Below are 26,664 nucleotides of genomic sequence, written 5' to 3' on the forward strand. Positions count from 1 at the left end.
ATTCCCGGTCGACCAGGAGCCCAGCAGTGATAACGACTGCCGTCCGAGCGGATCTCTGTGCGATGCTCGGCGGCGTGGAAACCAAGTCCGTCAGCCCGGTGTTCGTCGGCCGAGCCGACGAACTGGCCCGGCTCACCGATGCCCTCGCCCGCGCCGCCCGGCAGGAGCCCCAGGCCCTGCTGATCGGCGGCGAGGCCGGCGTCGGCAAGACCCGGCTCACCGAGGAATTCCTCGCCGAGGCCGCCCGGCGCGACGCCGTCGTGGCCGTCGGCGGCTGCGTCGAGATCGGGGCGGAGGGCCTTCCCTTCGCCCCCTTCTCCACGGCCCTGCGCGCCCTGCGCCGGATGCTGCCCGGGGAACTCGCCGCCGCGGCCGCCGGCCAGGAGGACGAACTCGCCCGCATCCTCCCCGAACTCGGCGACACCCCCAAGGGCCCGCACGACGAGGAGAGCACCGCACGCCTCTTCGAACTGACCGCCCGCCTGCTGGAGAAGCTCGCCGCCGACCGCACCGTCGTCATCGTGCTGGAAGACCTACACTGGGCGGACACCTCCACCCGCCACCTCCTCTCGTACCTCTTCCGCACCCTCGCCAGCGGACGCCTCGTCCTCGTCGCCACCTACCGCGCCGACGACGTCCACCGCCGCCACCCGCTGCGCCCCCTGCTCGCCGAACTCGACCGGCTGCGCACCGTCCAGCGCGTCGAACTCTCCCGCTTCACCCGCGCCGAGGTCCGCCGCCAGCTCGCCGGCATCCTCTCCAGCGCCCCCGACGAAGCCCTCGTCGAGACCGTCTTCACCCGCTCCGACGGCAACGCCTTCTTCGTCGAGGAACTCGTCGCCTCCATGGAGAGCGGCTGCCGCACCGGACTCACCGAATCCCTCCGCGACCTCCTGCTGGTCCGCGTCGAGGTGCTGCCCGAAGCCGCCCAGCGCGTGGTCCGGCTCGTCGCCGAAGGCGGCTCCACCGTCGAGTACCCGCTGCTGCTCGCCGTCGCCCAGCTCACCGAAGACGAACTGATCGAGGCCCTCCGCGCCGCGGTCGGCGCCAACATCCTCCTCGCCACCCCCGACGGCGACGGCTACCGCTTCCGGCACTCCCTGGTCCGCGAGGCCGTCAGCGACGACCTCCTCCCCGGCGAACGCTCCCGCGTCAACCGCCGCTACGCCGAAGCCCTCGAAGCCGACGACTCGCTCGTCCGCGCCGAGGAGCGGATCATCCGGCTCGCCAGCTACTGGTACTACGCCCACGAACCGGCCAAGGCCCTGCCCGCCGTCCTGGAGGCCGCCGTCGCCGCCCGCCGCCGGCACGCCTACTCCGAGCAGCTGTCCCTGCTGGAACGCGCCCTGGACCTGTGGGACGACGCACCGGACGAGGTCCGCGAAGCCCTGCGCCCCGCCGACGACGCGGCCGTCTACCCGCCGTGCGGCTGCGACCCCGAAACCACCCCGCTGCGCCGCCTCGACCTGCTCGCCGAAGCCAGCGTCGCCGCCCGCTTCGGCGGCGAACGCGAACGCGCCCTGAAGCTCACCAAGACGGCGCTGCGCATGCTGGACGACGGCCACGACCCGCTGCGTGCGGCCTGGTTCTGGACCGAACGCTCCCGCCTGGTGTCCGCCCTCTCCCGGGGCGACGGCTGGGAGGAACTCGCCATCGCCCAGGACCTGGTGCGCGGGCTGCCGCCGTCCCAGGTGCACGCCGAGGTGCTGGTCCTCGTCGCCGGCTGGGGCATGCTCAACCGGCCCGGCCCCGACAACCTCGCCACCGCCGAACGCGCCGTCGAGTATGCGCGGATGATCGGCGCCGAGGACGTCGAACTCAACGCCCGCCTGACCGTGGGCAGTCTGCTCGCCGACACGGACGTCGACCGCGGTCTCGCCGAGATGCGGGCGGTCAAGGAACGCGCCCGGCAGCTCGGCCTCGCCATGCTCGAAGGCCGCGCCCACATCAACATCTCCTCCCAGCTGGAGAACGCCGGCCGTTCCCAGGAAGCCGTGGAACTCGCCGCACAGGGCGTGGAACGGGTCCGCTCCTACCGCCTGTACGACTCCGAGGCATGGGTCTGCGGCAACATGGCCGAGTCCCTGTACAGCCTGGGCCGCTGGGAAGAGGCCGCGGCCGGGGCCCAGCGGGCGCTGCGGGCCGCGCAGAGCGCCAAGCCCCGCGGCTCCGGGGCCGCCCGCCTCGCCCATCTCGCCCTCGCCCGCGGTGAACTGGCCGAGGCGGCCACCCAACTCGACGCGGCAGTTGGCCACTTCGGACCGCAGGAGACCTCCCCGCAGCACCGCATCCCGCTGTTCCGCCTGGCCCTGGGCATCGCGGCGGGGGAGGGCCGGCTCCTCGACGCGCGCGCGGAGCTGGTGCGGGCCGCGGAGTTCGGCTTCCCGCTGGGGCAGCACCGCTACGTCTGGCCGCTGCTGCTCGCGGCCGCGACCGCGGAGGCGGACGCACGGGGGCTTCCGGTGGCCGAGGCGGGGCGGGCCGAGGCGGTCGGCCTGATCCGGGCCGAGGCACGGCGGCTCCCGACTCCGGTGCCGGTGTGGGAGGCGCACTCCGCCTTCGTACGGGCCGAGCTGCGGCGGGCCGAGGGCATCGACACGGTCGCCGACTGGGAGGAGACCGAGGCGGCGGTACGGCCGCTGCACCGGCCGTACCTGCTGGCCCGGGTCCGGCACCGGCTCGGCGAGGCGCTGCTGGCGGGCGGCGGTGAGCGGGAGCGGGTCGTTTCGCTGCTGCGGGACGCGGTGGGGACGGCCGAACGGCTGGGCTGCCGGCGGCTGCGCGAGGACCTGTCGCTGCTGGCGCAGCGCGCGCGGCTGTCGCTGTCCTCGCCCGACGATGCGTCCGATCCGGCGGGCGGGCCGGTGGACACGGTCGAGGCGCTGGGGCTGACGAGCCGCGAACGGGATGTCCTGCAGCTGGTCGCGGCGGGCCTGAGCAACCGGCAGATAGCCGGGGAGCTGTTCATCTCGCCGAAGACGGCGAGCGTCCACGTCTCCAACATCCTGGCCAAACTCGGCGTGTCCGGCCGGGGCGAAGCCGCTGCCCTCTCCCACCGCCTCCGCCTCTTCCCCTGACCCGGCGAAGCCGCAAGACCGGGGCGCCGCCCCGAACCCCGCGCCCGAACGCCGGCGGGGCTGCAAGACCGGTGGCCCCGCCACCGGACTCCCGCGCCCCCAACGCCTGCGGGGCTGGACTTGCCCGGCAGCATCCGGCCCGCGGGCAAACCCCGGTCAGCGGACCGTGACGGCCAGGAGGCGGTCGTCGGCGGGGGTCGGGGTGCCGCGGCCGTCCGTTTCGCTGGTGAGCAGGAGCAGCCGGCCGGGGGCGACGGCGACGACCGTGCGCAGCCGGCCGTACTTCTCCGTGAGGAACGCCTCCGGATCGGCAGCCGGCCGGGTCCCGTCCAGCGGTATGCGCCACAGCCGCTCCCCCCGCAGCCCGGCCATCCACACCGAGCCCGCCGCGAAGGCGATCCCGCTGGGAGACGCCTCTTCCGTGCGCCACTGCGCGACCGGGTCCCTGAAGCCCGCCTTGCCGGCCTTCCCCTCGGCCACCGGCCAGCCGTAGTTCCCGCCCGGCTCGATCCGGTTCAGCTCATCCCACGTGTTCTGCCCGAACTCGGCCGCCCACAGCCGCTTCTCCGCGTCCCAGGCCAGCCCCTGCACATTGCGGTGCCCGTACGAGTACACGACCGAATCCGCCTCCGGATTGCCGTGCACCGGCTCCCCGTCCGGCGTCATCCGCAGGATCTTGCCGCCCAGCGACTTCCTGTCCTGCGACAGCGAGCGGTCACCCGTCTCACCCGTCCCCGCGTACAGCATCCGGTCCGGGCCGAACGCGATCCGCCCGCCGTTGTGGACGAGGCCCTTCGGAATGCCCCGGAGCACCGTGTCCGGTGCCCCCAGCTGCTGACCGGCCGGCCGCTTCTCGTCGTACCGCATGCGGGCGATCCGGTTGTCCGACTCCGTCGTGAAGTACGCGTACACCAGCCGGTCCGAGGCGAAGTCCGGGGACAGCGCCAGCCCCAGCAGACCGCCCTCGCCGCCCGGTGACACCCCCGACACCTCGCCGACCACCGCCACCGTGCCGCGGTCCGCGTCGATCCGGCTGATCGTGCCCTCGTCCCGGGACGCGACCAGCAGGTCGCCGTCCGGCAGCGGGGCCAGCCCCCACGGGCTCTTCAGCCCCTCGGCCACCACCCCGGTGACCGTCGCCGACCCCTTGGCCGGCGCCCGCGAACCACCCGGCTCCGCGGCGGAGGCACGCGGCGACGCCCCCGCCGACGACTTCGGCGGCGAGCCGCTCGCCGACAGCTCCGGCAGCCCCGCACCACCCCCCGAGCACGCCGTCAGCAGCACCCCGGCCAGCACCGCAGCCGCCCCCGCACCCCGCATCCGCACACCCATGGCCCTGCTCCTTCCCCCGTACGGCTCCGCCATCCGCCTACACCCCTACCAACCCCACCCCCGCCCCCCGAAGTTCCACCCTTCGTACACCCGATCGAGTGGTTCGCGGCCCCGGCTCCGCCCCCTCAGTCCCAGGACCCCACCGCCGCCGGCAGCGCCGCGATCTCGGCCAGGTCGTCGGCCGTCAGCAGCACCCCGGCCGCCCGTGCGTTCTCCGCCGCCCACCGCTCCCGCTTCGTCCCCGGCACCGGCACCACGTGCGGCCCCTGCGCCAGCACCCACGCCAGCGCCACCTGGGCCGCCGTGACCTGCGGCCCGTGCCGCCGCGCGATCTGCCGCAGCCCCACCACCAGCGCCTGGTTCGACGCCATCGCGTACGCCGTGAACCGCGGATGCCGGGCCCGCGCGTCCTCCGGCTCGAAACCCTCCCCGGGCGTCAGCGTCCCCGACAGGAACCCGCTGCCCAGCGGCATCGCCGCCAGGAACCCCACCCCGCGGGCCGCGCACCACGGCAGCAGCCCCCACAGCGCCCCCGGCGACCACACCGACAGCTCCGCCTGCACCGCGCTCACCGGGAACACCTGCTGCACCCGCTCCAGCTGCCCGAGCACCGCGTCGTACCGCCCCGCGTCGTAGGGGCCCGCCCCGCGCCGGGCCGCGGCTCCCACCGCACAGAAGCCCAGCGCCCGGACCTTCCCCGCGGTCACCAGCTCCGCCATCGCCCCCCAGGTCTCCTCGACCGGGACGTCCGGGTCCGGCCGGTGCAGCTGGTACAGGTCGATCACCCCGGTCCGGAGCCGCCGCAGCGAGGCGTCGCAGGCCCGCCGCACGTATCCGGGCCGGCCGTTGGTCACCACGTGCTGGTCGCCCACCTGCAGCCCGACCTTCGTGGACACGAACGCCTCGGCCCGCCGCGCCTTCAGCACCCGGCCGAGCAGCAGCTCGTTCGTGAACGGCCCGTACATGTCCGCCGTGTCCAGCAGGCTCGCCCCGAGGTCCAGCGCCGTGTGCACCGCGCGGAGCGACTCCTCCCCGCGCCGCTGCGAAGCGGTGTACGCCCAGCTCATCGGCATGCAGCCGAGTCCGACCGCACCGACCTCCAGAGCCGCCGCGCCGATAGTCCTGCGCTCCACCTGCTCGTACCCCTCCCTCTCCCGCTCCTCAAACTAACGTCTCCGCCGCCGACTTGATCATCGGCGGTTGGCATAGCCTCCTGGCATGACGAAAGACGTGTGGCTGCCGATAGCGGCCGACGAGATCGAAGGCCTCCCCGAGGGCCTGCACTACCGCTTCTGGAACGGCGGCCCGGAATTCCCCGCCGACCCCGCGGACTGCGCGTACTACGTGGTCCCGTACATGAAGGGCCCCGAGGTCGCGACCCGGCCGCTGGCCGGCATGGCCGGCGTCGAGGTCGTCCAGACCCTCTCCGCGGGGATCGACCACGTGCAGCCGGGCCTGGGCCTGCTGCGCCCGGGCGTCCGGCTGTGCAACGCCCGCGGCGTCCACGAGGCCAGCACCGCCGAGCTGACCCTGGCCCTGGTGCTGTCCTCGCTGCGCGGCGTCCCCGGCTTCGTCCGCGGCCAGGACCGCGAGGAGTGGCGGGACGGCTTCTACCCGGCCCTCGCCGACAAGTCCGTCCTGATCGTCGGCTACGGCTCCATCGGCGCCGCCATCGAGGACCGCCTCGCCCCCTTCGAATGCGCCCGGATCACCCGCGTCGCCCGCACGGCCCGCACCGCCGCCCACGGCCCGGTGCACCCGCTGGCCGACCTGCCGGCCCTGCTGCCCGCCGCCGACGTCGTGATCCTCTCCACCCCGCTCACCGAGCAGACCCGGGGCCTGGCGGACGCCGCCTTCCTGGCCCGCATGAAGGACGGGGCGCTGCTCGTGAACGTGGCCCGCGGCCCGGTCGTCGACACCAAGGCGCTCCTCGCCGAACTGGAGACGGGCCGGCTGCGCGCCGCGCTCGACGTCACGGACCCGGAACCGCTGCCCGCGGGCCATCCGCTCTGGCACGCCCCGGGTGTCCTGATCACGCCGCATGTCGGCGGCAGCACCTCCGCGTTCATGCCGCGCGCCAAGCGCCTGCTCGCCCGCCAGCTGACCCGCTTCGCCGCCGGCGAGCCTGTGGACAACACCGTTTTGATCACGGAATGAGTCCGCTTGTGCACGCTCCGGAGCGGAACGTGCGCACTCCGTGTCCGTATATCCGCCCTGGTCACGCAGCGTAGAGGCACTATGTCCCTGAGTGACGAAACTGGTGTATCGTCCGGAACAAGGGGCTGCGCCGCGAACGTACGGCGCTGGGGAGTGATCGGACACTTTGGGGGGCGACGGGCGATGCACGGCCAATGGACGAAGAATCCGAGGCGGCGAGGGCGCCGCAGGCGGCGCCTGGAGGCGCCGGTTTCAGCCAGGGAGCCCCGGTGAGTGCCCCCGGGGCGCTCCTGACCCGGCAGCAGGTCTCCGGCGGCGGCCGGGGCCTTGCCGCTCAGCTCCTCCTCGCCGTGGTGTGCGGCGGATACGCCGTCGGCGCCGCCCTCGGCTGGGGATCGGAGGAAGTCGCCCTCTTCATGGGCGACTTCGGACTGAGCGCCGCGGGCCTCCTCGCCGCCGTCGCCTGCTATTCGTACGCACGCAGCCATGCGAGCCGCGAGCGGCCCGCATGGCTGCTCTTCGCCTTCTCCTCCCTCATGGGCGCCTGCGGCAACGCCGTCTGGGGCTGGTACGAGGTCGTGCTCGGCCGCCCGGTGCCCGAGCCCTCGCTCGCCGACTTCTTCTTCCTCTGCTTCGCCCCGCCCGCCATCGTCGGCCTCCTCGTCCTCGCCAAACGCCCGGTGCACCGGGCCGGCTGGGTCTGCCTGGCCCTCGACTCCTGGCTGATCGGCGGTTCGCTGCTCACGCTCTCCTGGAGCCTCGCACTCGCCCACACCACCGAGACGGTCTCCTCCGACGGCACCGGCAGCGTCCCCCGGGCGGCCCTCTCGCTCGCCTACCCGCTGCTGGACATCGCCCTCGTCTCGATCGTCCTGGTGCTCCACTTCCGGCGCACCGCCGGCAACCGCTCCGCGGTCAACACCGCCGTCGCCGCCCTCGCCCTGACCGTCCTCAGCGACGCCCTGTTCACCTCGCCGCTGCTGCGCGCCAGCTACCAGTCCGGGCAGCTCCTCGACGCCGGCTGGTTCGCCGGCTCGCTGCTCCTCGCGTACGCGCCCTGGGGGGCCCGCCGGATGTACGGGCCGCCCGAGCCCGCGCGGCCCGCCCGGCCACCGGCCCCGCGCCCGCACAGCCGCCCCCTCGCCGGCTCGCTGGCCGCGCTCACCCCGTACCTCGCGGCAGCGGTCTGCACCCTCGGGATCCTGTACAACGTGGTCGAAGGCCGCCGGGTCGACCGGGTCGTCGTGTTCACCGGCTGCACCGTGGTCCTGGCGCTGGTGGTCCGCCAGGGCATCATGCTGCTCGACAACCTGGCCCTCACCGCCGAGCTGGCCCAGAAGGAGAACCACTTCCGGTCCCTGGTCCAGGGCTCCAGCGACGTCATCATGATCGCCGCGCCGAGCGGCGTGCTGAACTACGTCAGCCCCGCCGCCGCCGGGGTCTACGGCCGCCGGGCCGAGGAGCTGGAGGGCACCGAGCTGGCCGCCCTGATCCACCCGGACGACCTGGGCCGGGTGGTGCACGAGGTGCGCCGCTTCCTGGCCGCCCCGCCCGCCGAGGAGCCCACCACCCGGATCGAGTGCCGCTTCGCCTCCGGCGCCGGGGACTGGCTCAACGTCGAGTCCACCGTCAACCGGCACCAGGGCGGGCTGATCCTCAACAGCCGGGACGTCACCGAGCGGGTCCGCCTCCAGGCTCAGCTCCAGCACAGCGCCGAGCACGACCCGCTCACCGACCTGCCCAACCGGGCCCTGTTCACCCGCCGGGTCCGCAACGCCCTCGGCGGCCGCCGGGCCGGGGACCACAGCAGCGCCGTGCTCTTCATCGACCTCGACGGCTTCAAAGCGGTCAACGACACCATCGGCCACCAGGGCGGCGACGAACTCCTCGTCGAGGCCGCCCGCCGGCTCCAGGAGGCGGTGCGGGCCGGGGACACCGCGGCCCGCCTCGGCGGCGACGAGTTCGCCGCCCTGATCCTCGGCGACGGCAGCCGCGACCGCTCGGCCCGTGAACACCTCGTCCGCGAGATCGCCGAACGGCTGCGCGCCACCCTCTCCCGGCCGTACCGCATCGCCGGCAGCGAGGTCCGGGTCGCGGCCAGCATCGGCGTCGCCTTCGCGGACCCCGGCATCACCCCCTCGGACCTGATGCGCAACGCGGACCTCGCGATGTACCGGGCCAAGGCCGGAGGCAAGGACCGGGTGGAGATGTACGCCCCCCAGATGCAGTCCGAGGTGGTCCGCCGGGCCGAGGCCACCGGGCGGCTGCGCACGGCCGTCCGCGAGGGCGACTTCACCCTGCTGCACCAGCCCGTGGTCGCCCTCGCCGGCGGTGCCGTCACCGCCGTGGCCGCGCAGGCCCGCTGGCGCTCCGCCCAGGGGATCCTGTTCACCCCCGCCGAGCTGCTCCGGGCCGTCGACGGCCCGGACCACGGCGGCGGCCGCGGGGCGCCGGCCGCCGGCGCCACCCGTGCGGAGGAGCTGGCCCGCCGGCTGCTCGACGAGGCCGTGGCCCAGGCCGCGGAGCGGCACCGGGCCGGCCGGGGCGTGCCCGTGGCCGTACGGATCTCCGCGCACCGGCTGCTCGACCAGGGTCCGCAGGACTCCGTGGAGGCGCTGCTGGCCCGGCACGGTCTGCCCGCCGGGTCCCTGGTGCTGGAGCTCGCCGTCAGCGACCCCAGGGTGCCCTTCGACGAGCTGGAGCGCCGTCTGGCGGCCCTGCGGCGGCTCGGCGTACGGATCGCCCTGGACGGCTTCGGGAGCGGCTACGCGGCCATCAGCGCCCTGCGAAGGCTCCCCGTGGACACCTTGAAGATCGACCGGGGTCTGGTCGAAGGGGTCGTGGAATCGGCCAGACTGCACAAGATCACGGCCGGTCTGTTGCGCATTGCAAATGACCTGGGCATGCAGTCCGTGGCCGACGGAGTGGACCTCCCCGAACAGGTGACGGCCCTGCGCGCGATGGGCTGCACGCACGGCCAGGGCATGGCGTTTTCCGGCCCGCTCGACGAGTACCGGCTGCGGCGCGCGCTCGCGCGCGGTACGTTCCCAGTACCTGGAGGAAACGCCATGGCGGTTCTGGCAGGCGGTTCATTGGGGGGCCGTAGGGGCTCAAATAATGAGACGTCCATCCCACCCACTTGACACCGACCTCCCGCCGGAGGGAGGGTCAGTGCCATGCGCACCCGAATTCTCGTACTTGGAAAGCGCGTCGGCTGAAGCCGGGTCAGTCACGACCCCGCAGATCGAACCCGACGCGCTCCCCTCGCTTGCCTGCCGGCACGAGGGGTTTTTTGTTGCTCTGGCAAAACCGAAACCTCGCTAAAACCCTCAGCTTCGAGAAGAGAATGCCGATGACCGAGCAGGCCACCGGGGCCCACCATCCGCAGCCGCGGGCCCGTACCGGAGGACAGCAGACCGCTGCGATCGAGCACGTCACGGGTGCGCAGTCCCTCATCCGTTCTCTCGAAGAGGTGGGGTGCGACACCGTCTTCGGCATTCCCGGCGGCGCGATCCTCCCCGCGTACGACCCGATGATGGACTCGAGCAAGGTCCGCCACATCCTGGTCCGCCACGAGCAGGGGGCCGGCCACGCCGCCACCGGCTATGCGCAGGCCACCGGCAAGGTCGGCGTCTGCATGGCCACCTCCGGCCCGGGCGCCACCAACCTGGTCACCCCGATCGCCGACGCGCACATGGACTCCGTCCCGCTCGTCGCCATCACCGGCCAGGTCTCGTCGAAGGCCATCGGCACCGACGCCTTCCAGGAGGCGGACATCGTCGGCATCACGATGCCGATCACCAAGCACAACTTCCTGGTCACCAAGGCCGAGGACATCCCGCGGACGATCGCGGAGGCCTTCCACATCGCCTCCACCGGCCGCCCCGGCCCGGTCCTCGTCGACATCGCCAAGGACGCCCTCCAGGCCCGGACCACCTTCAGCTGGCCGCCGGTCCAGGACCTGCCCGGCTACCGGCCGGTCACCAAGCCGCACGCCAAGCAGATCCGCGAGGCCGCGAAGCTGATCGTCCAGTCCAAGCGCCCCGTCCTGTACGTCGGCGGCGGCGTCATGAAGTCCGGCGCGACCGCCGAGCTGAGGGTCCTGGCGGAGCTGACCGGCGTCCCGGTCTCCACCACCCTGATGGCCCTGGGCTCGTTCCCCGACAGCCACCCGCAGCACGTCGGCATGCCGGGCATGCACGGCGCGGTCACGGCCGTCACCGCCCTCCAGAAGGCCGACCTGCTGATCGCGCTCGGCACCCGCTTCGACGACCGCGTCACCGGCAAGCTCGACAGCTTCGCCCCGCACGCCAAGGTCATCCACGCGGACATCGACCCCGCCGAGATCGGCAAGAACCGCGCCGTGGACGTCCCGATCGTCGGCGACGCCCGCGAGGTCATCGCCGACCTGGTCCAGGCCGTCCAGGCCGAGCACAACGAGGGCCACACCGGCGACTACACCGCCTGGTGGAACGACCTCAACCGCTGGCGCGAGACCTACCCGCTCGGCTACGACCTGCCCGAGGACGGCATGCTCTCGCCTCAGCAGGTCATCGAGCGGATCGGACAGCTGGCCCCGGAGCACACCATCTACGCGGCCGGCGTCGGCCAGCACCAGATGTGGGCCTCCCACTTCGTCGACTACGAAGAGCCCCGCACCTGGCTGAACTCCGGCGGCGCGGGCACCATGGGCTACGCGGTCCCGGCCGCGATGGGCGCCAAGGTCGGCATGCCGGAGCGCACCGTCTGGGCGATCGACGGCGACGGCTGCTTCCAGATGACGAACCAGGAACTCGTCACCTGCGCACTGAACAACATCCCGATCAAGGTCGCGATCATCAACAACGGTGCGCTGGGCATGGTCCGCCAGTGGCAGACCCTGTTCTACAACCAGCGGTACTCCAACACCGTTCTGCACGCGGACGAGACCGGCCACGGCACCGTCGGCTCCCAGCTCGGCGAGTCCACCGCCCCCCGCAAGGGCACCCGCGTCCCGGACTTCGTCAAGCTGTCCGAGGCCATGGGCTGCGTCGCCCTGCGCTGCGAGGACCCGGCCGATCTGGACAAGGTCATCGCCGAGGCCAACGCCATCAACGACCGCCCGGTCGTCATCGACTTCATCGTCCACGAGGACGCCATGGTGTGGCCGATGGTCGCCGCCGGCACCTCCAACGACGAGGTCATGGCCGCCCGCGGGGTCCGCCCCGACTTCGGCGACAACGAAGACGACTGAGCGCAGAGCGCAGAGAGAGACCGACTCACATGTCCAAGCACACGCTCTCCGTCCTGGTCGAGAACACGCCCGGCATCCTGGCCCGGATCGCCGCCCTGTTCTCCCGCCGCGGGTTCAACATCGACTCCCTCGCGGTCGGCGTCACCGAACACCCCGACATCTCGCGCATCACGATCGTCGTGAACGTCGAGGACCTGCCGCTGGAGCAGGTGACCAAGCAGCTCAACAAGCTGGTCAACGTGCTCAAGATCGTCGAGCTGGAGCCGGCCTCCGCCATCCAGCGCGAACTCGTCCTGGTGAAGGTCCGCGCCGACAACGAGACCCGCTCGCAGATCGTCGAGATCGTCAAGCTGTTCCGCGCCAAGACCGTCGACGTCTCCCCGGAGGCCGTCACCATCGAGGCCACCGGCGGCGCAGACAAGCTGGAGGCCATGCTCAAGATGCTGGAGCCGTTCGGCATCAAGGAGCTCGTCCAGTCCGGCACCATCGCCATAGGGCGTGGCGGACGGTCCATCACCGACCGCAGCCTGCGGGCGCTCGACCGCAGCGCCTGACCGGTCGCCGGCCTCCGGCGCGCCCCGCGCGCTTGACCGGCCACCGCTCGTATACCGAGACCGCAAGTCGTCACTTCCGTCCCCCGCCGTACGGTGGGAGCAACACCAGCGCACCAAGGAGATATCCCAGTGGCCGAGCTGTTCTACGAGAACGACGCCGACCTGTCCATCATCCAGGGCCGCAAGGTCGCGGTCATCGGCTACGGCAGCCAGGGCCACGCCCACGCGCTGTCGCTCCGTGACTCCGGCGTCGACGTCGTCGTCGGCCTGAAGGAGGGCTCGAAGTCCAAGGCCAAGGCCGAGGAGCAGGGCCTGAAGGTCGTGCCGGTGGCCGAGGCCGCCGCGTGGGCGAACGTCATCATGATCCTCACCCCGGACCCGCTCCAGGCCGAGATCTACGAGGAGTCCGTCAAGGAGCACCTCGAGGAGGGCGACGCGCTCTTCTTCGGCCACGGCTTCAACGTCCGCTACGGCTTCATCAAGCCCCCGGCCAACGTGGACGTCGCCCTCGTCGCCCCGAAGGGCCCGGGCCACCTGGTCCGCCGCCAGTACGAGGAGGGCCGCGGCGTTCCGTGCATCGCCGCCGTGGAGCAGGACTTCACCGGCAGCGCCTTCCAGCTCGCCCTCTCGTACGCGGCCGGCATCGGCGGCACCCGCGCCGGCGTCATCAAGACCACCTTCACCGAGGAGACCGAGACCGACCTGTTCGGTGAGCAGGCCGTCCTCTGCGGCGGAGCGTCGGCTCTTGTCAAGGCCGGCTTCGAGACCCTGACCGAGGCCGGCTACCAGCCGGAGATCGCGTACTTCGAGTGCCTGCACGAGCTGAAGCTCATCGTCGACCTCATGTACGAGGGCGGCCTGGAGAAGATGCGCTGGTCGGTCTCCGAGACCGCCGAGTGGGGCGACTACATCACCGGCCCGCGCGTCATCACCGACGCCACCAAGGCCGAGATGAAGAAGGTCCTCGCGGAGATCCAGAGCGGCGAGTTCGCCAACACCTGGATGGCCGAGTACAAGGCCGGTCTGCCGAAGTACAACGAGTACAAGAAGGCCGACTCGGAGCACCTGCTGGAGACCACCGGCAAGAAGCTGCGCAAGCTGATGAGCTGGGTCGACTCCGAGGAGAGCTGATCTCCGGCGCGGGGGCCGGGACTGCGGTCCCGGCCCCCGCGCGCATCCGGCCGGCCCCCGCTTGTCCACCCCGGCCAACCCCGGACGGGTGATCCTTCCGGGGAGGCGGAAAACCGCCGCCCCCGCGCCACTACACTGCTCAACACATACGCGTCAGGCCCACAGTGTCGTGCGTCTTCCACGCGGCTACCCCCTCCACCGCCTGCGGCCGTCGGGACGGCCGTCCGCACTGGAATCGTGAGGACCCACGTGAGCTCGAAACCTGTCGTACTCATCGCCGAAGAGCTGTCGCCCGCCACCGTCGAGGCGCTCGGCCCGGACTTCGAGATCCGGCACTGCAACGGAGCCGACCGCGCGGAGCTGCTGCCCGCGATCACCGACGTCGACGCGATCCTGGTCCGCTCGGCCACCAAGGTCGACGCCGAGGCCATCGCCGCGGCGAAGAAGCTGAAGGTCGTCGCCCGCGCCGGCGTCGGTCTGGACAACGTCGACGTCTCCGCCGCCACCAAGGCCGGCGTGATGGTCGTCAACGCGCCGACCTCCAACATCGTCACCGCCGCCGAACTCGCCTGCGGCCTCCTCGTCGCCACCGCGCGCAACATCCCGCAGGCCAACACCGCGCTGAAGAACGGCGAGTGGAAGCGGAACAAGTACACGGGCGTCGAGCTGAGCGAGAAGACCCTCGGCGTCGTCGGCCTCGGCCGCATCGGCGTCCTGGTCGCCCAGCGGATGTCCGCCTTCGGCATGAAGATCGTCGCGTACGACCCGTACGTGCAGCCCGCGCGCGCCGCCCAGATGGGCGTCAAGATGCTCTCGCTGGACGAGCTGCTGGAGGTCGCCGACTTCATCACGGTGCACCTGCCCAAGACCCCCGAGACCCTCGGGCTCATCGGCGACGAGGCCCTGCACAAGGTCAAGCCGAGCGTCCGCATCGTCAACGCCGCGCGCGGCGGGATCGTGGACGAGGCCGCGCTCTACTCGGCGCTCAAGGAGGGCCGGGTCGCCGGCGCGGGCCTCGACGTGTACGCGAAGGAGCCGTGCACGGACTCCCCGCTGTTCGAGCTCGACCAGGTCGTCTGCACGCCGCACCTCGGCGCGTCCACGGACGAGGCCCAGGAGAAGGCGGGCATCGCCGTCGCCAAGTCGGTGCGGCTCGCGCTGGCCGGCGAGCTGGTGCCGGACGCGGTCAACGTGCAGGGCGGGGTCATCGCCGAGGACGTACGGCCGGGGCTGCCGCTCGCCGAGAAGCTGGGCCGGATCTTCACCGCCCTCGCGGGCGAGGTCGCGGTCCGGCTCGACGTCGAGGTCTGCGGCGAGATCACCCAGCACGATGTGAAGGTGCTCGAACTCTCCGCGCTCAAGGGCGTGTTCCAGGACGTCGTCGACGAGACGGTGTCGTACGTGAACGCCCCGCTGTTCGCGCAGGAGCGCGGCGTCGAGGTCCGGCTGACCACCAGCTCGGAGTCGCCGGACCACCGCAACGTGGTGACGGTGCGGGGCACGCTGTCGGACGGTCAGGAAGTGGCGGTATCCGGCACGCTCGTCGGGCCGAAGCACCTTCAGAAGATCGTCGGCGTCGGTGAGTACGACGTGGACCTGGCGCTCGCCGACCACATGGTCGTGCTGCGGTACGCGGACCGGCCGGGTGTCGTCGGCACGGTCGGGCGGATCCTCGGCGAGGCCGGTCTGAACATCGCGGGCATGCAGGTGGCGCGGGCCGAGGAGCACGGGGAGGCGCTCGCCGTTCTGACGGTGGACGACACCGTGCCGGCGGCCGTGCTGACGGAGATCTCGGTCGAGATCGGCGCGGCCTCGGCCCGCTCGGTCAACCTGACCGGCTGATCCCGGGACTCCGCCCCGCCCCCGGTCCTCAATCGCCGGACGGGCTGGATCGTGCCCCCTGCCCGGCCTCGCCGGCGCCTTTCAGCCTCGCCAGGGGGTACCCCCCAGCCCCCTGGGGCTGGGGGAGTTTGAGGCGCGGGGTCTGGGGCGAAGCCCCGGTTCGGGAAGGGGCGGGGTGGGGGAATGGCCCCGCAGGGTCCGGGGTGTCGGGGGCTCCGCCCCCGGGCCCCCGCGCCTCAAACGCCGGCGGGGCTGGAGTTGGCCCCCGCGCCTCAAGCGCCGGCGGGGCTGGAGTTGGCCCCGGTTCGCATCGAGTGCCGATGGGGCGTGAAGCGGTCTGGCCGGGCCGGAGGGTCCGGCGGGGCCGGAAAGGCCCGGTCCGGTCCGTCGGCGGCGTTCGTCAGGGGGACAGGCGGGACGTTTTCAGGGACATGTGGAGGAGGAGGCGGTCCTCGCCTTCGGCCAGGTCCAGGCCGGTGAGCTGCTCCACGCGGGACAGGCGGTAGTAGAGCGTCTGGCGGTGGATGCCCAGGGCCGCCGCCGCCCGGCCCGCCTGCCCGGCACAGTCGAGGAACACCTCCGCCGTACGGGCGAGTTCGGCATGCGCGGGCGAGAGCAGCACCCGCGTCGCCGGATCCCCGGCCCGCTCCGCCGGCAGGGCCGCCAGCATCCGGTACGGCCCGATGTCCGACCAGTGCGCCACCGGCCCCAGCCGCGGCTGGGCCGCCGCCGCGCGGGCCGCCGCCGCGGCCTCGGCCCAGGCGGACCCCAGGTCGGCCAGGCCCCGGCGGGGCGTGGCGATCCCGCAGGTGCGGGCCGGCTCCGTGCCGCCGCCGTCACCCAGCAGCCGGGCCGCCGCCGTGGCGGCCGGCGCGGGGGCGTCCGCCGAGCGCAGCCGGACCAGCACCGCCAGCGCCTGCGCGCCCTCCGGCTGCCACGGCGCCAGGCACACCGCCGCCGTCCCCGGCACCGACTGCGGGGGCTCCGTGCGCCACGGACCCGCGCACACGACCGTGTGCAGCCCGTCGGCGCCCTCGCCGAGCGCGGCCCGCAGCGCGGTCACCGCCATGTCCCGCTGCCAGCCGCGGTCCGCGGTCAGCACCGCCCGGAACTCGCGCGACAGGTCGGCCCCCGCCTGGGCCTCGCCGGCCATCAGGACCCCGATCCGCGCGGCCACCTCCATCGCCGCGTCCAGCTGTCCCGGCGCCGGGCCCGGCTCGCTGTCCAGCAGCCACACGTACCCCTGCACGATGCCCCGGTGCCGTACCGGCAGGCAGATCCGACCGCGGTAGACCCCGGCGTCCGGGGCCGCCGGGATGCGCACCGGTCCCGTGGCCCGCGCGATGCCGAAGCCCTCGAACCAGCTGCGGACGGCCGCGGTGGACTGCCGGGTCATGATCGAGCGGGTCCGGACCGGGTCCAGGGCCAGCTCGCCGGTCTCGCCGTCGCTGTCGTGGGCCCCGAAGGCGATCAGCCGGAAGTCGCGGTTCTCCAGGGTCGCGGGCGCGCCCAGCAGCGCCGAGATCTCGTCGACCAGGTCCTGGTAATCGCCTTTCACTCCGGCATTCTCCCACCCCCTCAGACATCTGTCTGAGATCGCGGCCACGGATGCGTGACAGCTGTCGATGGCAGAGGATCGGATCGATCCTTAGGTTTCACGGTGGTTCTCCGTGTCGCGACGGGATAAAGATGATTCGTTCATCTTGATGACGTTCGTGGCGCTTTCTTCACTGCTTTTCTGCCACTCGTTGGAGGTGCCCCCGTGCTGGGTCCCGTGATCCTCGCCGCTTCGCGCAGCGACAAGATGCGCAAGATCGTCTCTGCTGCCCCGGTGACCAAGCCCGTGGTGAACCGGTTCATCCCCGGCGAGACCGTCGGTCAGGTCATTCCGATCGTCACGGAGCTGACCGGCAAGGGCCTCGAGGTCACCCTCGACGTGGTCGGCGAGGACATCACGACCGTCGAGCAGTCGTACGCCGCCCGGGACGCCTACCTGGAGCTCATCGACCGCCTCAAGGACCTGGGCCTGGGCACCAGGGCCGAGATGTCCGTCAAGCTGTCCATGTTCGGCCAGGCGCTGGAGGGCGGCCACGAGCTGGCCCTCGCGAACGTCCGCCCGGTCGTCGAGGCTGCCGCCGCCATCGGCACCACGGTCACCCTGGACGCCGAGGACCACACCACCCTCGACTCGATGTTCGCCATCCACGAGGAGCTGCGGAAGGACTTCCCGCAGACCGGCTGCGTGATCCAGGCCTACCTGTTCCGCACCGAGGAGGACGCCCGCCGCCTCGCCGCCAACGGCAGCCGCGTCCGCATCGTGAAGGGCGCGTACAAGGAGCCCGCCGAGGTCGCGTTCCAGGACAAGGCCGAGATCGACAAGGCGTACGTACGGATCCTGAAGATCCTCATGGAGGGCCAGGGCTACCCGATGATCGGGTCCCACGACCCGCGCCTGATCGCGATCACCCAGGAGCTGGCCCGCAAGGCCGGCCGCAAGCTGGACGAGTACGAGTTCCAGATGCTGTACGGCATCCGCAGCGAGGAGCACGTCCGGCTCGCCGCCGAGGGCCACCGGATGCGCGTCTACACGGCGTACGGCACCGACTGGTACGGCTACTTCATGCGCCGTCTGGCCGAGAAGCCGGCGAATCTGCTCTTCTTCGTCCGATCTTTGATCACCAAGAACTAGCTTCAGGGCCGAGCACCACCCCCGGTCGGCAGAACACCCCTCATCAAGGAGTTGCACCCCTCATGGACGCTGTGACCCAGGTCCCCGCGCCGGTCAACGAGCCGGTCCACTCGTACGCCCCGGGCAGCCCGGAGCGCGCGCGGCTCGAAGCGCAGCTCAAGCAGCTGGCGGAGAACCCGATCGAGCTGCCGATGACCATCGGCGGCGTGAAGCGCATGGGCGCCGGCGACCGCTTCGACGTGGTCCAGCCGCACGCGCACAAGTCGGTCCTCGGCACCTACGCGAACGCCACGCAGCAGGACGCCCAGGACGCCATCGACGCCGCCCTGGCCGCCGCCCCGGCCTGGCGCTCGATGTCCTTCGACGACCGCGCCGCGATCATCCTGCGCGCCGCCGAGCTGCTGTCCGGCCCGTGGCGCGAGAAGCTCGCCGCTTCCACCATGCTCGGCCAGTCGAAGACCGCCCAGCAGGCCGAGATCGACACCCCGTGCGAGCTTGTCGACTTCTGGCGCTTCAACGTGCACTTCGCCCGCCAGATCCTGGCCGAGCAGCCGATGGCGAACTCCGCCGGCGTGTGGAACCGCAGCGACCACCGCCCGCTGGAGGGCTTCGTCTACGCGATCACGCCGTTCAACTTCACGGCCATCGCCGGCAACCTGCCGACCGCCCCGGCCCTGATGGGCAACGTCGTCGTGTGGAAGCCGTCCCCGACGCAGACCCACGCCGCCGTGCTGCTCATGGAGCTGCTGGAGGAGGCCGGCCTGCCCAAGGGCGTCATCAACCTGGTCACCGGCGACGGCATCGCGGTCTCCGAGGTCGCCCTGGAGCACCCGGAGCTGGCCGGCATCCACTTCACCGGCTCGACCAAGACCTTCCAGTACCTGTGGAAGACGGTCGGCAACAACATCGAGAAGTACAAGTCCTACCCGCGCCTGGTCGGCGAGACCGGCGGCAAGGACTTCGTCGTGGCGCACCCGTCCGCGGACCGCGCCGTCCTGAAGACCGCCCTGACCCGCGGCTCCTTCGAGTTCCAGGGCCAGAAGTGCTCGGCGTCCTCGCGCGCCTACGTCCCGGCGTCCATCTGGAACGACGGGTTCAAGGAGCAGTTCGCGGCCGAGGTCGACGGCATCACCATGGGCCCGGTCACCGACCTGTCGAACTTCATCGGCGCCGTCATCGACGAGCGGTCGTTCGCGAAGAACAAGGCCGCGATCGACCGCGCCAAGGCCGACCCGACCTGCACGATCGTCGCCGGCGGCACGTACGACGACTCCGAGGGCTACTTCGTGCGCCCGACCGTCATCGCGTGCACCGACCCGGAGAACGAGGTCTTCACGACCGAGTACTTCGGCCCGATCCTCGCCGTGTACGTCTACGAGGACGAGAAGTACGACGAGATGCTGGAGCAGATGGAGTCCGTCTCGGCGTACGCCCTGACCGGCTCGGTCATCGCCGCCGACCGCTACGCGGCCGCGCACACGATGGAGAAGCTCCGCTTCGCCGCGGGCAACTTCTACATCAACGACAAGTCGACCGGCGCCGTCGTCGGCCAGCAGCCCTTCGGCGGCGGCCGCGCCTCCGGCACCAACGACAAGGCCGGTGCCGCGTCCAACCTGCTGCGCTGGACCTCGACCCGCTCCATCAAGGAGACGCTGGTCCCGCCGACCGAGTACGGCTACCCGCACATGGGCTGACGCCCACGGGCCCGCCGCGGGCCCCTGTGAACCCCGCCCCCGTTCCGGTACCCCCAAGTCCGGAGCGGGGGCGGTCTCCATTGCGGGCCCGTGTCCGGGGCCGCCGGCTCAGACCTCGACGATCACCTGGTCGAGGGACTTGCGGACCAGGTCCGGGACCTCGCAGTCGGCGGCCGGATAGCCGACCGGGATCACGGCGAAGGCCTTCTCGTTCTCCGGCCGGTTCAGCACGTGGCCCAGGAAGCGCATCGGGCTCGGCGTGTGCACCAGGGCCGCCAGCCCGCTCAGGTGCAGGGCGCTGAGCAGCATGCCGACCGCGATGCCGACGGACTCGTCGACGTAGTAGTGCTTGCGCTTGGTGCCGTCCGGGCCGAGCCAGTAGCGCTGCTGGAAGACCACCAGCAGGGCGGGCGCGTCCGTCAGGTGCGTCTTCACGGAGTCCGTGCCCAGCGGGCGCAGTGCGGCGAGCCACTCGTCGCCGAGCCGGCCGTCGTAGGAGATCTGCTCCTCCTGCTCGGCGGCGGCCCGGATCTGCTGCCGGATCTCCGGGTCCTTCACCAGGACGAACGTCCACGGCTGCTGGTGGGCGCCGGAGGGGGCGGTGGCGGCGCAGGCCACCGCGTCGAGGATCACCTGCTCGGGCACCGGGTCGGTGGCGAAGCGGCGCACCGTGCGCCGCTCGTCCATGCGGGCGCGCAGCTCGGCGGAGCGGTCGAGCGACTCCTGCGCCGGCATCCGCACGGGCCGGTAGGGGACGGGGCGGTAGGGCTGGCCGTGAACCGGGGCCCACGGCTGAGTGGGAGACGACATATGCCGAAGTCTTCCGTCCTGCAACCCCGTTGACCACCCGCGGGTCCTCGGGGGGTGTCCGGTGTGTACCGACAGGGGGACTATGACCGACGCGCATGCCAGCCGATTCCTTGCGCGGCGGACGGGTTTCGGTTTCCGGGGTGCGGGGAAGCCGGGGCCGGGCCGGGAAGGCGGCCCGCGCCGGGGTGCGGGCCGCCACCTGCGAGTGGACCGGGGCCGCCCCGGGTACGGGGGGCGGCCGGGGCGGGCGGCGGGCGCTCCGGCTGCCGGAACACCCGCCCGGTTCCGGCCTTTCCGCTGCCGGGCCGGTGGCGGGAGCCTGTTCAGCCGGTGACGCTCGGGGCGCCCGTTTCGATGTGGCCCGTGTAGCGGCGGGACCAGGTCGGGTCGGCCGCGGTGAGGACGGTGAAGTCGTACCAGCCCTTGGTGTAGGCGACGGCGTTGAAGAAGTCCTCGCGGGAGGAGTTCGCGGGAACGGCGTACGTCCAGGGGCCGTCGGTGCGGTAGGCGTTGGAGCGGATGGTGAACGTGGCCGGGGCGGCGGAGGAGTTGGTCATCCTGAACCAGACCGCCACCTTGCCCGTGCCCGGTTCGACGGCGTAACGGGCCGACACCTCGAGGGACTTGCCGGGCTTGGTCGCATCCCCGGTGAAGCGCCGCAGGAACCGGTTGGGGCCGTGCATGGAGATGTCGTACCTGCCGGCGCCGGCGCCCAGGCCGATGCTGAACCAGTCGGAGGCCGTGGTGCCCGGGTCGACCGTGTACTGCCAGGCCTCGGTGTTGCGGTGCTGGTGCGGGTGGATCGAGAAGTGGGCCGCCTGCCGGGCCTCCGTCCCCAGGTTGCTCATGTCGAACCAGGCGAGGATCTTGCCTGCGGGGCCGAACTCCAGCCGGGTCAGGTTGCCGTTCGGCTGGTACGGCAGCGCACGGGCCGGCCGGGTGCCGGGCTCCTGCGCCGGCAGGGCGTTGTCCTGCGGGGCCGGGTTGGGCAGCGGTGCGCAGGTGGCCTGACCGATCACCTTCGCGGTCGACGGGAGGCCCGCCGGCACCCCGTACACCGGGTTGGCGAAGTCGAAGACGCCGGTCAGGTCGCCGGTCACCTTCCGCCGCCAGGCGCTGATGTGCGGGCAGGCGGCCGGCGTGCCGATGGCCTCCGTCCACTTCTCCAGGAAGCGCAGCACGCTCGTGTGGTCGAAGACCTCGGAGCTGACCCAGCCGCCGCGCGTCCAGGGGGACATGACCAGCATCGGCACCCGGAAGCCGAGCCCGATCGGCACCCCGTCGAGGTACTCGCCGGGTGTTCCGGGCGGCGCCACGGGCGGCGGCACGTGGTCGAAGAACCCGTCGTTCTCGTCGTAGTTGAGGAAGAGGACGGTGGAGTCGAAGACCTCCGGATTCGCGGCGAGTGCCCGGTGGACGAGGTCGACGAAGTGCGCGCCGTCGCCGGGCGGGGCGTACGGGTGCTCGGAGAAGGCCTCGTTCGCCACCACCCAGGACACCTGGGGGAGGGTGCCGGCGACGGCGTCGGCCCGGATGGCGGCCGCGATGTCGTCGGGGGTGGAGCCGGTGACCCGGGGCACCGAGGCCATGCCCCGGTCGTACAGGGGGTCGCCGGGGCGGGCTTCGGTGAACTTCCTGAAGTAGGCGAGCCCGTTGTCCCCGTAGTTGTCCTGCGCGTTCTGGTAGACCTTCCAGGTCACGCCGGCCCGCTGGAGGGCCTCCGCGTACGTCTCCCAGGTGAGCCCGGACTCCTCCCCGCCGTCCTTGCTGGCCGCGTCGATCTTCCCGCTCCACAGGAAGGTGCGGTTGGGGCCGGTGGCGCTGAGCGCGGAGCAGAAGTAGGCGTCGCAGACCGTGTAGTGGTCGGCGAGCGCGTAGTGGAACGGGATGTCCTCGCGGTCGAGGTGGCCGAGGGTGCGGACGCTGCCGACGCCGGTGACCCAGTTGTCCATGCGGCCCTTGTTCCAGGCGGCGTGCTGGGAGGTCCAGCTGTGCGGCAGGTCGCCGGTGCACTGGGCCAGCGTCCTGCCGTCGGCGCCGCCCGCGGGCGGGGTGTCGCTGAGCTTCCACGGGTACTGCCGGGCGGCGAGGTGGGGCTGGTGGAACATGCCCCAGCCGCCGGGGAGGTTGCCCGCGGCCCGGTCGCCGAAGCCGCGGACCCCCTTGAGGCGGCCGAAGTAGTGGTCGAAGCTGCGGTTCTCCTGCATGAGGACCACGACGTGCCGTACGTCGGCGAGGGTGCCGGTCGCGGCGGCCGCCGCCGCGGAGGCCGGGGCGGCCGGGAGGGCCGCCCCCGCCACCAGCCCGGCCCCGATGCCGACGAATCCCCTGCGGCTGATGGGAGTCATGCCCCGCCTCTCCAGTCCCGTCCGTGCCCCGGCGGCACGACGTGGACAGGGTGGGGGAGCGGAGCTCAAAGGTCTAGATCCGTGCAGTAAGGCACCGGTCAACTTCTGTTGGTGCAACGGGACTTCGGTCAGTCCTGTACCCGGACGAGCATTTTGCCGGTGTTGCCGCCGCGCATCATGGTGAGGAAGGCCTCGACAGTCCTGCCGAAACCCGTGATCACGGTGTCGTCCGAGACGATCGCCCCGCTGCGCAGATGCGGCACCAGGAACTCCTCCAGCTCCGCCTGGAGATTGGTGTGGTGGCGGACCAATACCCCTTCCAGGCGCAGGGACTTCTCCACGATCTCCAGCAGGTTCCGCGGGCCCGGCGCGCTGCCGCCCCGGTGGTACGAGGCGACCGCCCCGACGGCGGCGACCCGCCCGCGCTCCCGCAGGTTCGCCAGCGCGCCCTCCAGGTGGTCGCCGCCGACGTTGTCCACGTACACGTCGATCCCGTCGGGCGCCGCCGCGGCCAGCTGCTCGGCCACCGGCCCGTCGTGGTAGTCGAAGGCCGCGTCGAAGCCGACGTGCGCGGTCAGGTGGGCCGCCTTGGCCGCCGAGCCGGTGCTGCCGACGATCCGGCGGGCCCCGAGCAGCCGGGCGATCCGCGCGGTGGCGGTCCCCACCCCGCCCGCGGCCGCCGACACGAACACGTCCTCGCCCGTCCGCAGCCCGGCCGTACGGGTCAGCGCCGCGTACGCCGTCAGCCCGGTCCCGCCGAGGATCCCCAGGTGGGCGGCGAGCGGCACCCCGTCGTACGCGCGCACCCGGCGGGCCCCGTCCGTGCCGGCCGTGACCAGCGCATGGGTCCGCCAGCCCTGCCGGTGGAAGACCAGGTCCCCCTCGGCCAGTCCCGGGTCCGCGGACCGCACCACGCGCCCCAGCGCCCGGCCCTCCAGCGGCGCGTGCAGCGCGAAGCCGTCCGGGCCGCCGTCCATCAGCTGCCGGTGGTACGGGTCGACGGACAGGTAGAGGTTCTCCACCAGGGCGGTGCCGGGGGCCGGGGCGGGGACCGGCACCTCGACGCAGCGGAACAGGTCCTCGGTGGGGAAGCCGGTGGGGCGGGCGGTCTGGTGGACGGCGTAGCCGGTCTGCGTGCTCATGGCCAGGACGCTAGGAGGGAATCCGGCGGCCCGGCAGAGGGTTGGGTTCATGGCGGCGGCCGTTCCATGAATGCTGCTCATACGACGAGGTGGGAGGGTCCGATGGCGGATCTGGGACCGCAGGAACTGAGGATCCTGGTGGCCGTGGCGGATGCCGGCGGCTTCTCCGCCGCGGCCGGGAGGCTGGGCCTGACCCAGTCGGCCGTCTCGCACTCGGTCCGCGCCAGCGAGGCCCGGATCGGCGCGGTCCTCTTCGACCGCGGCCGTCGCGGCGCCCGGCCCACCCCCGCCGGCGAGCGGGCCGTCGGGCACGCCCGCCGGATCCTGCGCCTGCTCGCCGTCATGGCCGAGGAGGCCCGCGCGGCGGGCCGCGCCGAAGGGGGCGACGGGTGTCCCGTCGACGGGACGGTCCGCATCGCCGCCTTCCGCAGCGCGGCCCTGCACCTGCTGCCCCCGGTCCTGGAACGGCTGCGGACCCGCCACCCCGCCCTGCGGCCGGAGGTCCGGGTGGTGCGCGAACTCGGCGCGGGCACCGCGGGGGAGGTGCTGGCCGGCCGCGCCGACCTCGGCATCGCCACCCTCGACGGGCCCGACGGCATCCCGCCCGGCCTGGTCGGCGGCGCCCTCCTGGAGGAGGAGTACGCCCTGGTGCACCCGGCCGGGCACCTCGACCCGCGCAGCCTGCCGCTGCTGGACTGGGACGAGAACTGCGGCTCGTACACCCGCGACTGGTGGCGGGCCCAGGACTGGATCCCGCGGGCCACCGTGCAGGCCGAGGACGACGCGATGGTGGTCACGATGGTCGGGCGCGGCCTCGGCATGGCGGTGCTGCCGGCCCTCTCGCTGACCGGCGCGCCCGACACCGTGGGCGTCACCCGGCTGGGCCCCGGCGGACCCGTCCGCTCCGTGGGATACGTCACCACCCCGGAGCAGGCCGCCACCCGGTCCGTGCAGGCCCTCGTAAGGGAACTGCGGCAAGCCCGGCGACCCCGGGCGGGTGAAGGGCGTCTCAGATACTAGGAAGTCCGAGTAATTGCGGAGACATACAGCGGGAACTGGCCTAGCTTTGTAGGAGCCGAACGTCTCGCCGATCCGGCGAATGGCGGCCGTGAGCATGCGCCCCCGTGCAGGCAACCCCTGCGGGCCCTCGCTCCCCGCCCCTTCCGGCGCCTTGAAGAACCCCTCTCATCAGCAGCCGCGCCCTCCCGTGCGCGGCCGCCCGTGATCTCAAGGAGTCGATCACCATGACCAAGAACGCCCCCGCCCGCCGTGTCCGCCGCTCCGCCCACTCCGCGGGAGCCGAGCGCAAGAACGCCGCCGCCGCCCTGCAGCGCGCCCTGGACCGCCGCGACAACGGCGGCGCCACCGGCCACTGAGCGCGCGGCCGCTGAGCCACGCTGACGTCCCGCTGACACGTCCTGTCCGGATATTGGACGGGACGTGTCAACGGATGGGACAGGGAGTACGGTGCCGTCATGTCGACCAGCATCAATCTCGCAGTGATCCCCGGTGACGGCATCGGTCGGGAAGTCGTGGCACAGGGCCTCAAGGTCCTGACCGCGGTCCTGCCCCAGGACGTGAAGCTGGAGACCAAGGAATACGACCTCGGCGCCCGCCGCTGGCACCGGACCGGGGAGACCCTCCCGGACGCGGACCTGGACGCGCTCAAGCAGCACGACGCGATCCTGCTCGGCGCCATCGGCGACCCGTCGGTGCCCTCCGGCGTCCTGGAGCGCGGCCTGCTGCTGAAGCTCCGCTTCGCCTTCGACCACTTCATCAACCTGCGCCCGTCGAAGCTGTTCCCGAACACGGCCACCCCGCTCGCCGGCCGTCCGGACATCGACTTCGTCGTCGTACGCGAAGGCACCGAAGGCCCCTACACCGGCAACGGCGGCTCGCTGCGCACCGGCACCCCGGCCGAGGTGGCCACCGAGGTCAGCGTCAACACCGCCTACGGCGTCGAGCGCGTGGTCCGCGACGCGTTCGAGCGGGCCAACGCCCGCCGCCGCAAGAAGCTGACGCTCGTCCACAAGAACAACGTGCTCGTGTACGCGGGCCACCTGTGGAAGAACATCTTCGACCGGGTCGGCCAGGAGTACCCCGAGGTCACCACCGACTACCTGCACGTCGACGCGGCGACGATCTTCTTCGTCACCCAGCCCGAGCGCTTCGACGTCATCGTCACCGACAACCTGTTCGGCGACATCCTCACCGACCTCGCCGCGGCTGTGACCGGCGGCATCGGCCTGGCCGCCTCGGGCAACATCAACCCGACCGGCGCCTTCCCGTCCATGTTCGAGCCGGTCCACGGCTCGGCCCCGGACATCGCGGGCACCGGCAAGGCCGACCCGACCGCGACGGTCCTCTCGGTCGCCCTGCTGCTGCGCCACCTCGGCTACGAGGAGCAGGCCGCCCGGATCGAGGACGCGGTCTCCGCCGACCTCGCCGAGCGCGACGGTACGTTCCGCAGCACCGACCAGATCGGCGACGCGCTCGCCGCGCGGGTGGCCGGCTGACCCCGGCAGCTCCTCCCGGTTCATCCCGGAAAGCCGCCGGCTCTGCCCCTTCGGGTACCCGGCGGCTTCTCTTGTGCGGCTCCCGGGTGCCACCATCTCCGTGGGCCGCACCCCGCCCCCGTTTCTCCGGAGCCCGCTC

At 72.4% G+C, this 26,664-nt stretch carries 18 protein-coding genes; 12 read left to right on the top strand and 6 right to left on the bottom strand.

Annotated elements, in window-relative coordinates; translation table 11 throughout:
* Positions 1-62: 62 nt before the first annotated feature.
* The gene (locus tag LG634_RS17570) at positions 63-3,077 is read left to right on the top strand and encodes a helix-turn-helix transcriptional regulator (protein WP_226734816.1); all 3,015 of its coding nucleotides are present in this window, start codon (positions 63-65) and stop codon (positions 3,075-3,077) included.
* A gap of 156 nt (positions 3,078-3,233) precedes the next feature.
* Here LG634_RS17570 and LG634_RS17575 read toward each other — a convergent pair whose 3' ends face one another.
* Positions 3,234-4,409 (bottom strand): PQQ-dependent sugar dehydrogenase, encoded by a 1,176-nt coding sequence (locus LG634_RS17575; RefSeq protein ID WP_226734785.1) that lies wholly within the window; start codon positions 4,407-4,409, stop codon positions 3,234-3,236.
* 125 nt (positions 4,410-4,534) lie between these two features.
* The gene (locus LG634_RS17580) at positions 4,535-5,542 is read right to left on the bottom strand and encodes an aldo/keto reductase (protein ID WP_226734786.1); all 1,008 of its coding nucleotides are present in this window, start codon (positions 5,540-5,542) and stop codon (positions 4,535-4,537) included.
* A gap of 85 nt (positions 5,543-5,627) precedes the next feature.
* Between LG634_RS17580 and LG634_RS17585 the strand changes: the two genes are divergently transcribed.
* From LG634_RS17585 to serA, 6 genes are all read left to right on the top strand, one after another.
* Positions 5,628-6,566: a 2-hydroxyacid dehydrogenase gene (locus LG634_RS17585; RefSeq protein WP_226734787.1), complete on the top strand. Its 939-nt coding sequence runs from the start codon at positions 5,628-5,630 to the stop codon at positions 6,564-6,566.
* Positions 6,567-6,835: 269 nt separating this feature from the next.
* Positions 6,836-9,709 carry a putative bifunctional diguanylate cyclase/phosphodiesterase gene (locus LG634_RS17590; RefSeq protein ID WP_226734788.1) on the top strand — a complete coding sequence of 958 codons (2,874 nt, stop codon included), beginning with the start codon at positions 6,836-6,838 and terminating at the stop codon, positions 9,707-9,709.
* Positions 9,710-9,912: 203 nt separating this feature from the next.
* On the top strand, positions 9,913-11,799 hold the full coding sequence (locus LG634_RS17595) for an acetolactate synthase large subunit (protein ID WP_226734789.1): 1,887 nt from the start codon (positions 9,913-9,915) through the stop codon (positions 11,797-11,799).
* A gap of 29 nt (positions 11,800-11,828) precedes the next feature.
* A complete protein-coding gene (ilvN, locus tag LG634_RS17600) occupies positions 11,829-12,353 on the top strand; it encodes an acetolactate synthase small subunit (protein WP_226734790.1) in 525 nt (174 codons plus the stop codon).
* 129 nt (positions 12,354-12,482) lie between these two features.
* The gene (gene ilvC, locus LG634_RS17605) at positions 12,483-13,484 is read left to right on the top strand and encodes a ketol-acid reductoisomerase (RefSeq protein ID WP_226734791.1); all 1,002 of its coding nucleotides are present in this window, start codon (positions 12,483-12,485) and stop codon (positions 13,482-13,484) included.
* Between the two features lie 249 nt (positions 13,485-13,733).
* A complete protein-coding gene (gene serA, locus LG634_RS17610; RefSeq protein WP_226734792.1) occupies positions 13,734-15,326 on the top strand; it encodes a phosphoglycerate dehydrogenase in 1,593 nt (530 codons plus the stop codon).
* A 400-nt stretch (positions 15,327-15,726) separates the two neighbouring features.
* On the opposite strand, the gene LG634_RS17615 is transcribed toward serA, so the two are convergent.
* The gene (locus LG634_RS17615; protein ID WP_226734793.1) at positions 15,727-16,884 is read right to left on the bottom strand and encodes a PucR family transcriptional regulator; all 1,158 of its coding nucleotides are present in this window, start codon (positions 16,882-16,884) and stop codon (positions 15,727-15,729) included.
* Positions 16,885-17,088: 204 nt separating this feature from the next.
* Between LG634_RS17615 and LG634_RS17620 the strand changes: the two genes are divergently transcribed.
* Positions 17,089-18,015, top strand: a complete 927-nt coding sequence (locus LG634_RS17620) for a proline dehydrogenase family protein (protein ID WP_226734794.1) — start codon at positions 17,089-17,091, stop codon at positions 18,013-18,015.
* A 62-nt stretch (positions 18,016-18,077) separates the two neighbouring features.
* Positions 18,078-19,709: an L-glutamate gamma-semialdehyde dehydrogenase gene (gene pruA / locus LG634_RS17625; RefSeq protein WP_226734795.1), complete on the top strand. Its 1,632-nt coding sequence runs from the start codon at positions 18,078-18,080 to the stop codon at positions 19,707-19,709.
* A gap of 108 nt (positions 19,710-19,817) precedes the next feature.
* Here pruA and LG634_RS17630 read toward each other — a convergent pair whose 3' ends face one another.
* The 3 genes from LG634_RS17630 to LG634_RS17640 form a co-directional block, all read right to left on the bottom strand.
* Positions 19,818-20,519: a nitroreductase family protein gene (locus LG634_RS17630; RefSeq protein WP_226734796.1), complete on the bottom strand. Its 702-nt coding sequence runs from the start codon at positions 20,517-20,519 to the stop codon at positions 19,818-19,820.
* 323 nt (positions 20,520-20,842) lie between these two features.
* Positions 20,843-22,867: a phosphocholine-specific phospholipase C gene (locus LG634_RS17635; protein ID WP_226734797.1), complete on the bottom strand. Its 2,025-nt coding sequence runs from the start codon at positions 22,865-22,867 to the stop codon at positions 20,843-20,845.
* 128 nt (positions 22,868-22,995) lie between these two features.
* The gene (locus tag LG634_RS17640; protein ID WP_226734798.1) at positions 22,996-24,009 is read right to left on the bottom strand and encodes an NADP-dependent oxidoreductase; all 1,014 of its coding nucleotides are present in this window, start codon (positions 24,007-24,009) and stop codon (positions 22,996-22,998) included.
* A gap of 102 nt (positions 24,010-24,111) precedes the next feature.
* Between LG634_RS17640 and LG634_RS17645 the strand changes: the two genes are divergently transcribed.
* The 3 genes from LG634_RS17645 (at position 24,112) to LG634_RS17650 (ending at position 26,525) form a co-directional block, all read left to right on the top strand.
* Positions 24,112-25,029 carry a LysR family transcriptional regulator gene (locus LG634_RS17645; protein ID WP_226734799.1) on the top strand — a complete coding sequence of 306 codons (918 nt, stop codon included), beginning with the start codon at positions 24,112-24,114 and terminating at the stop codon, positions 25,027-25,029.
* A gap of 224 nt (positions 25,030-25,253) precedes the next feature.
* Positions 25,254-25,385 (top strand): hypothetical protein, encoded by a 132-nt coding sequence (locus LG634_RS37895; RefSeq protein WP_264203242.1) that lies wholly within the window; start codon positions 25,254-25,256, stop codon positions 25,383-25,385.
* A gap of 99 nt (positions 25,386-25,484) precedes the next feature.
* Positions 25,485-26,525, top strand: a complete 1,041-nt coding sequence (locus LG634_RS17650; protein ID WP_226734800.1) for a 3-isopropylmalate dehydrogenase — start codon at positions 25,485-25,487, stop codon at positions 26,523-26,525.
* Positions 26,526-26,664: the final 139 nt, after the last annotated feature.

The sequence above is a fragment of the Streptomyces bambusae genome, from assembly GCF_020532645.1.
Classification (GTDB): domain Bacteria; phylum Actinomycetota; class Actinomycetes; order Streptomycetales; family Streptomycetaceae; genus Streptomyces; species Streptomyces bambusae.

Bases quoted from the DNA above. Each gene is read 5' to 3' on its own strand.
- LG634_RS17645 (WP_226734799.1), top strand. From the start codon at position 24,112: ATGGCGGATCTGGGACCGCAGGAACTGAGGATCCTGGTGGCCGTGGCG.
- LG634_RS17570 (WP_226734816.1), top strand. From the start codon at position 63: ATGCTCGGCGGCGTGGAAACCAAGTCCGTCAGCCCGGTGTTCGTCGGC.
- LG634_RS17595 (WP_226734789.1), top strand. From the start codon at position 9,913: ATGCCGATGACCGAGCAGGCCACCGGGGCCCACCATCCGCAGCCGCGG.
- pruA (WP_226734795.1), top strand. From the start codon at position 18,078: ATGGACGCTGTGACCCAGGTCCCCGCGCCGGTCAACGAGCCGGTCCAC.
- LG634_RS37895 (WP_264203242.1), top strand. From the start codon at position 25,254: ATGACCAAGAACGCCCCCGCCCGCCGTGTCCGCCGCTCCGCCCACTCC.
- LG634_RS17635 (WP_226734797.1), bottom strand. From the start codon at position 22,867: ATGACTCCCATCAGCCGCAGGGGATTCGTCGGCATCGGGGCCGGGCTG.
- LG634_RS17640 (WP_226734798.1), bottom strand. From the start codon at position 24,009: ATGAGCACGCAGACCGGCTACGCCGTCCACCAGACCGCCCGCCCCACC.
- ilvN (WP_226734790.1), top strand. From the start codon at position 11,829: ATGTCCAAGCACACGCTCTCCGTCCTGGTCGAGAACACGCCCGGCATC.
- LG634_RS17630 (WP_226734796.1), bottom strand. From the start codon at position 20,519: ATGTCGTCTCCCACTCAGCCGTGGGCCCCGGTTCACGGCCAGCCCTAC.
- LG634_RS17575 (WP_226734785.1), bottom strand. From the start codon at position 4,409: ATGGGTGTGCGGATGCGGGGTGCGGGGGCGGCTGCGGTGCTGGCCGGG.
- LG634_RS17585 (WP_226734787.1), top strand. From the start codon at position 5,628: ATGACGAAAGACGTGTGGCTGCCGATAGCGGCCGACGAGATCGAAGGC.
- LG634_RS17650 (WP_226734800.1), top strand. From the start codon at position 25,485: ATGTCGACCAGCATCAATCTCGCAGTGATCCCCGGTGACGGCATCGGT.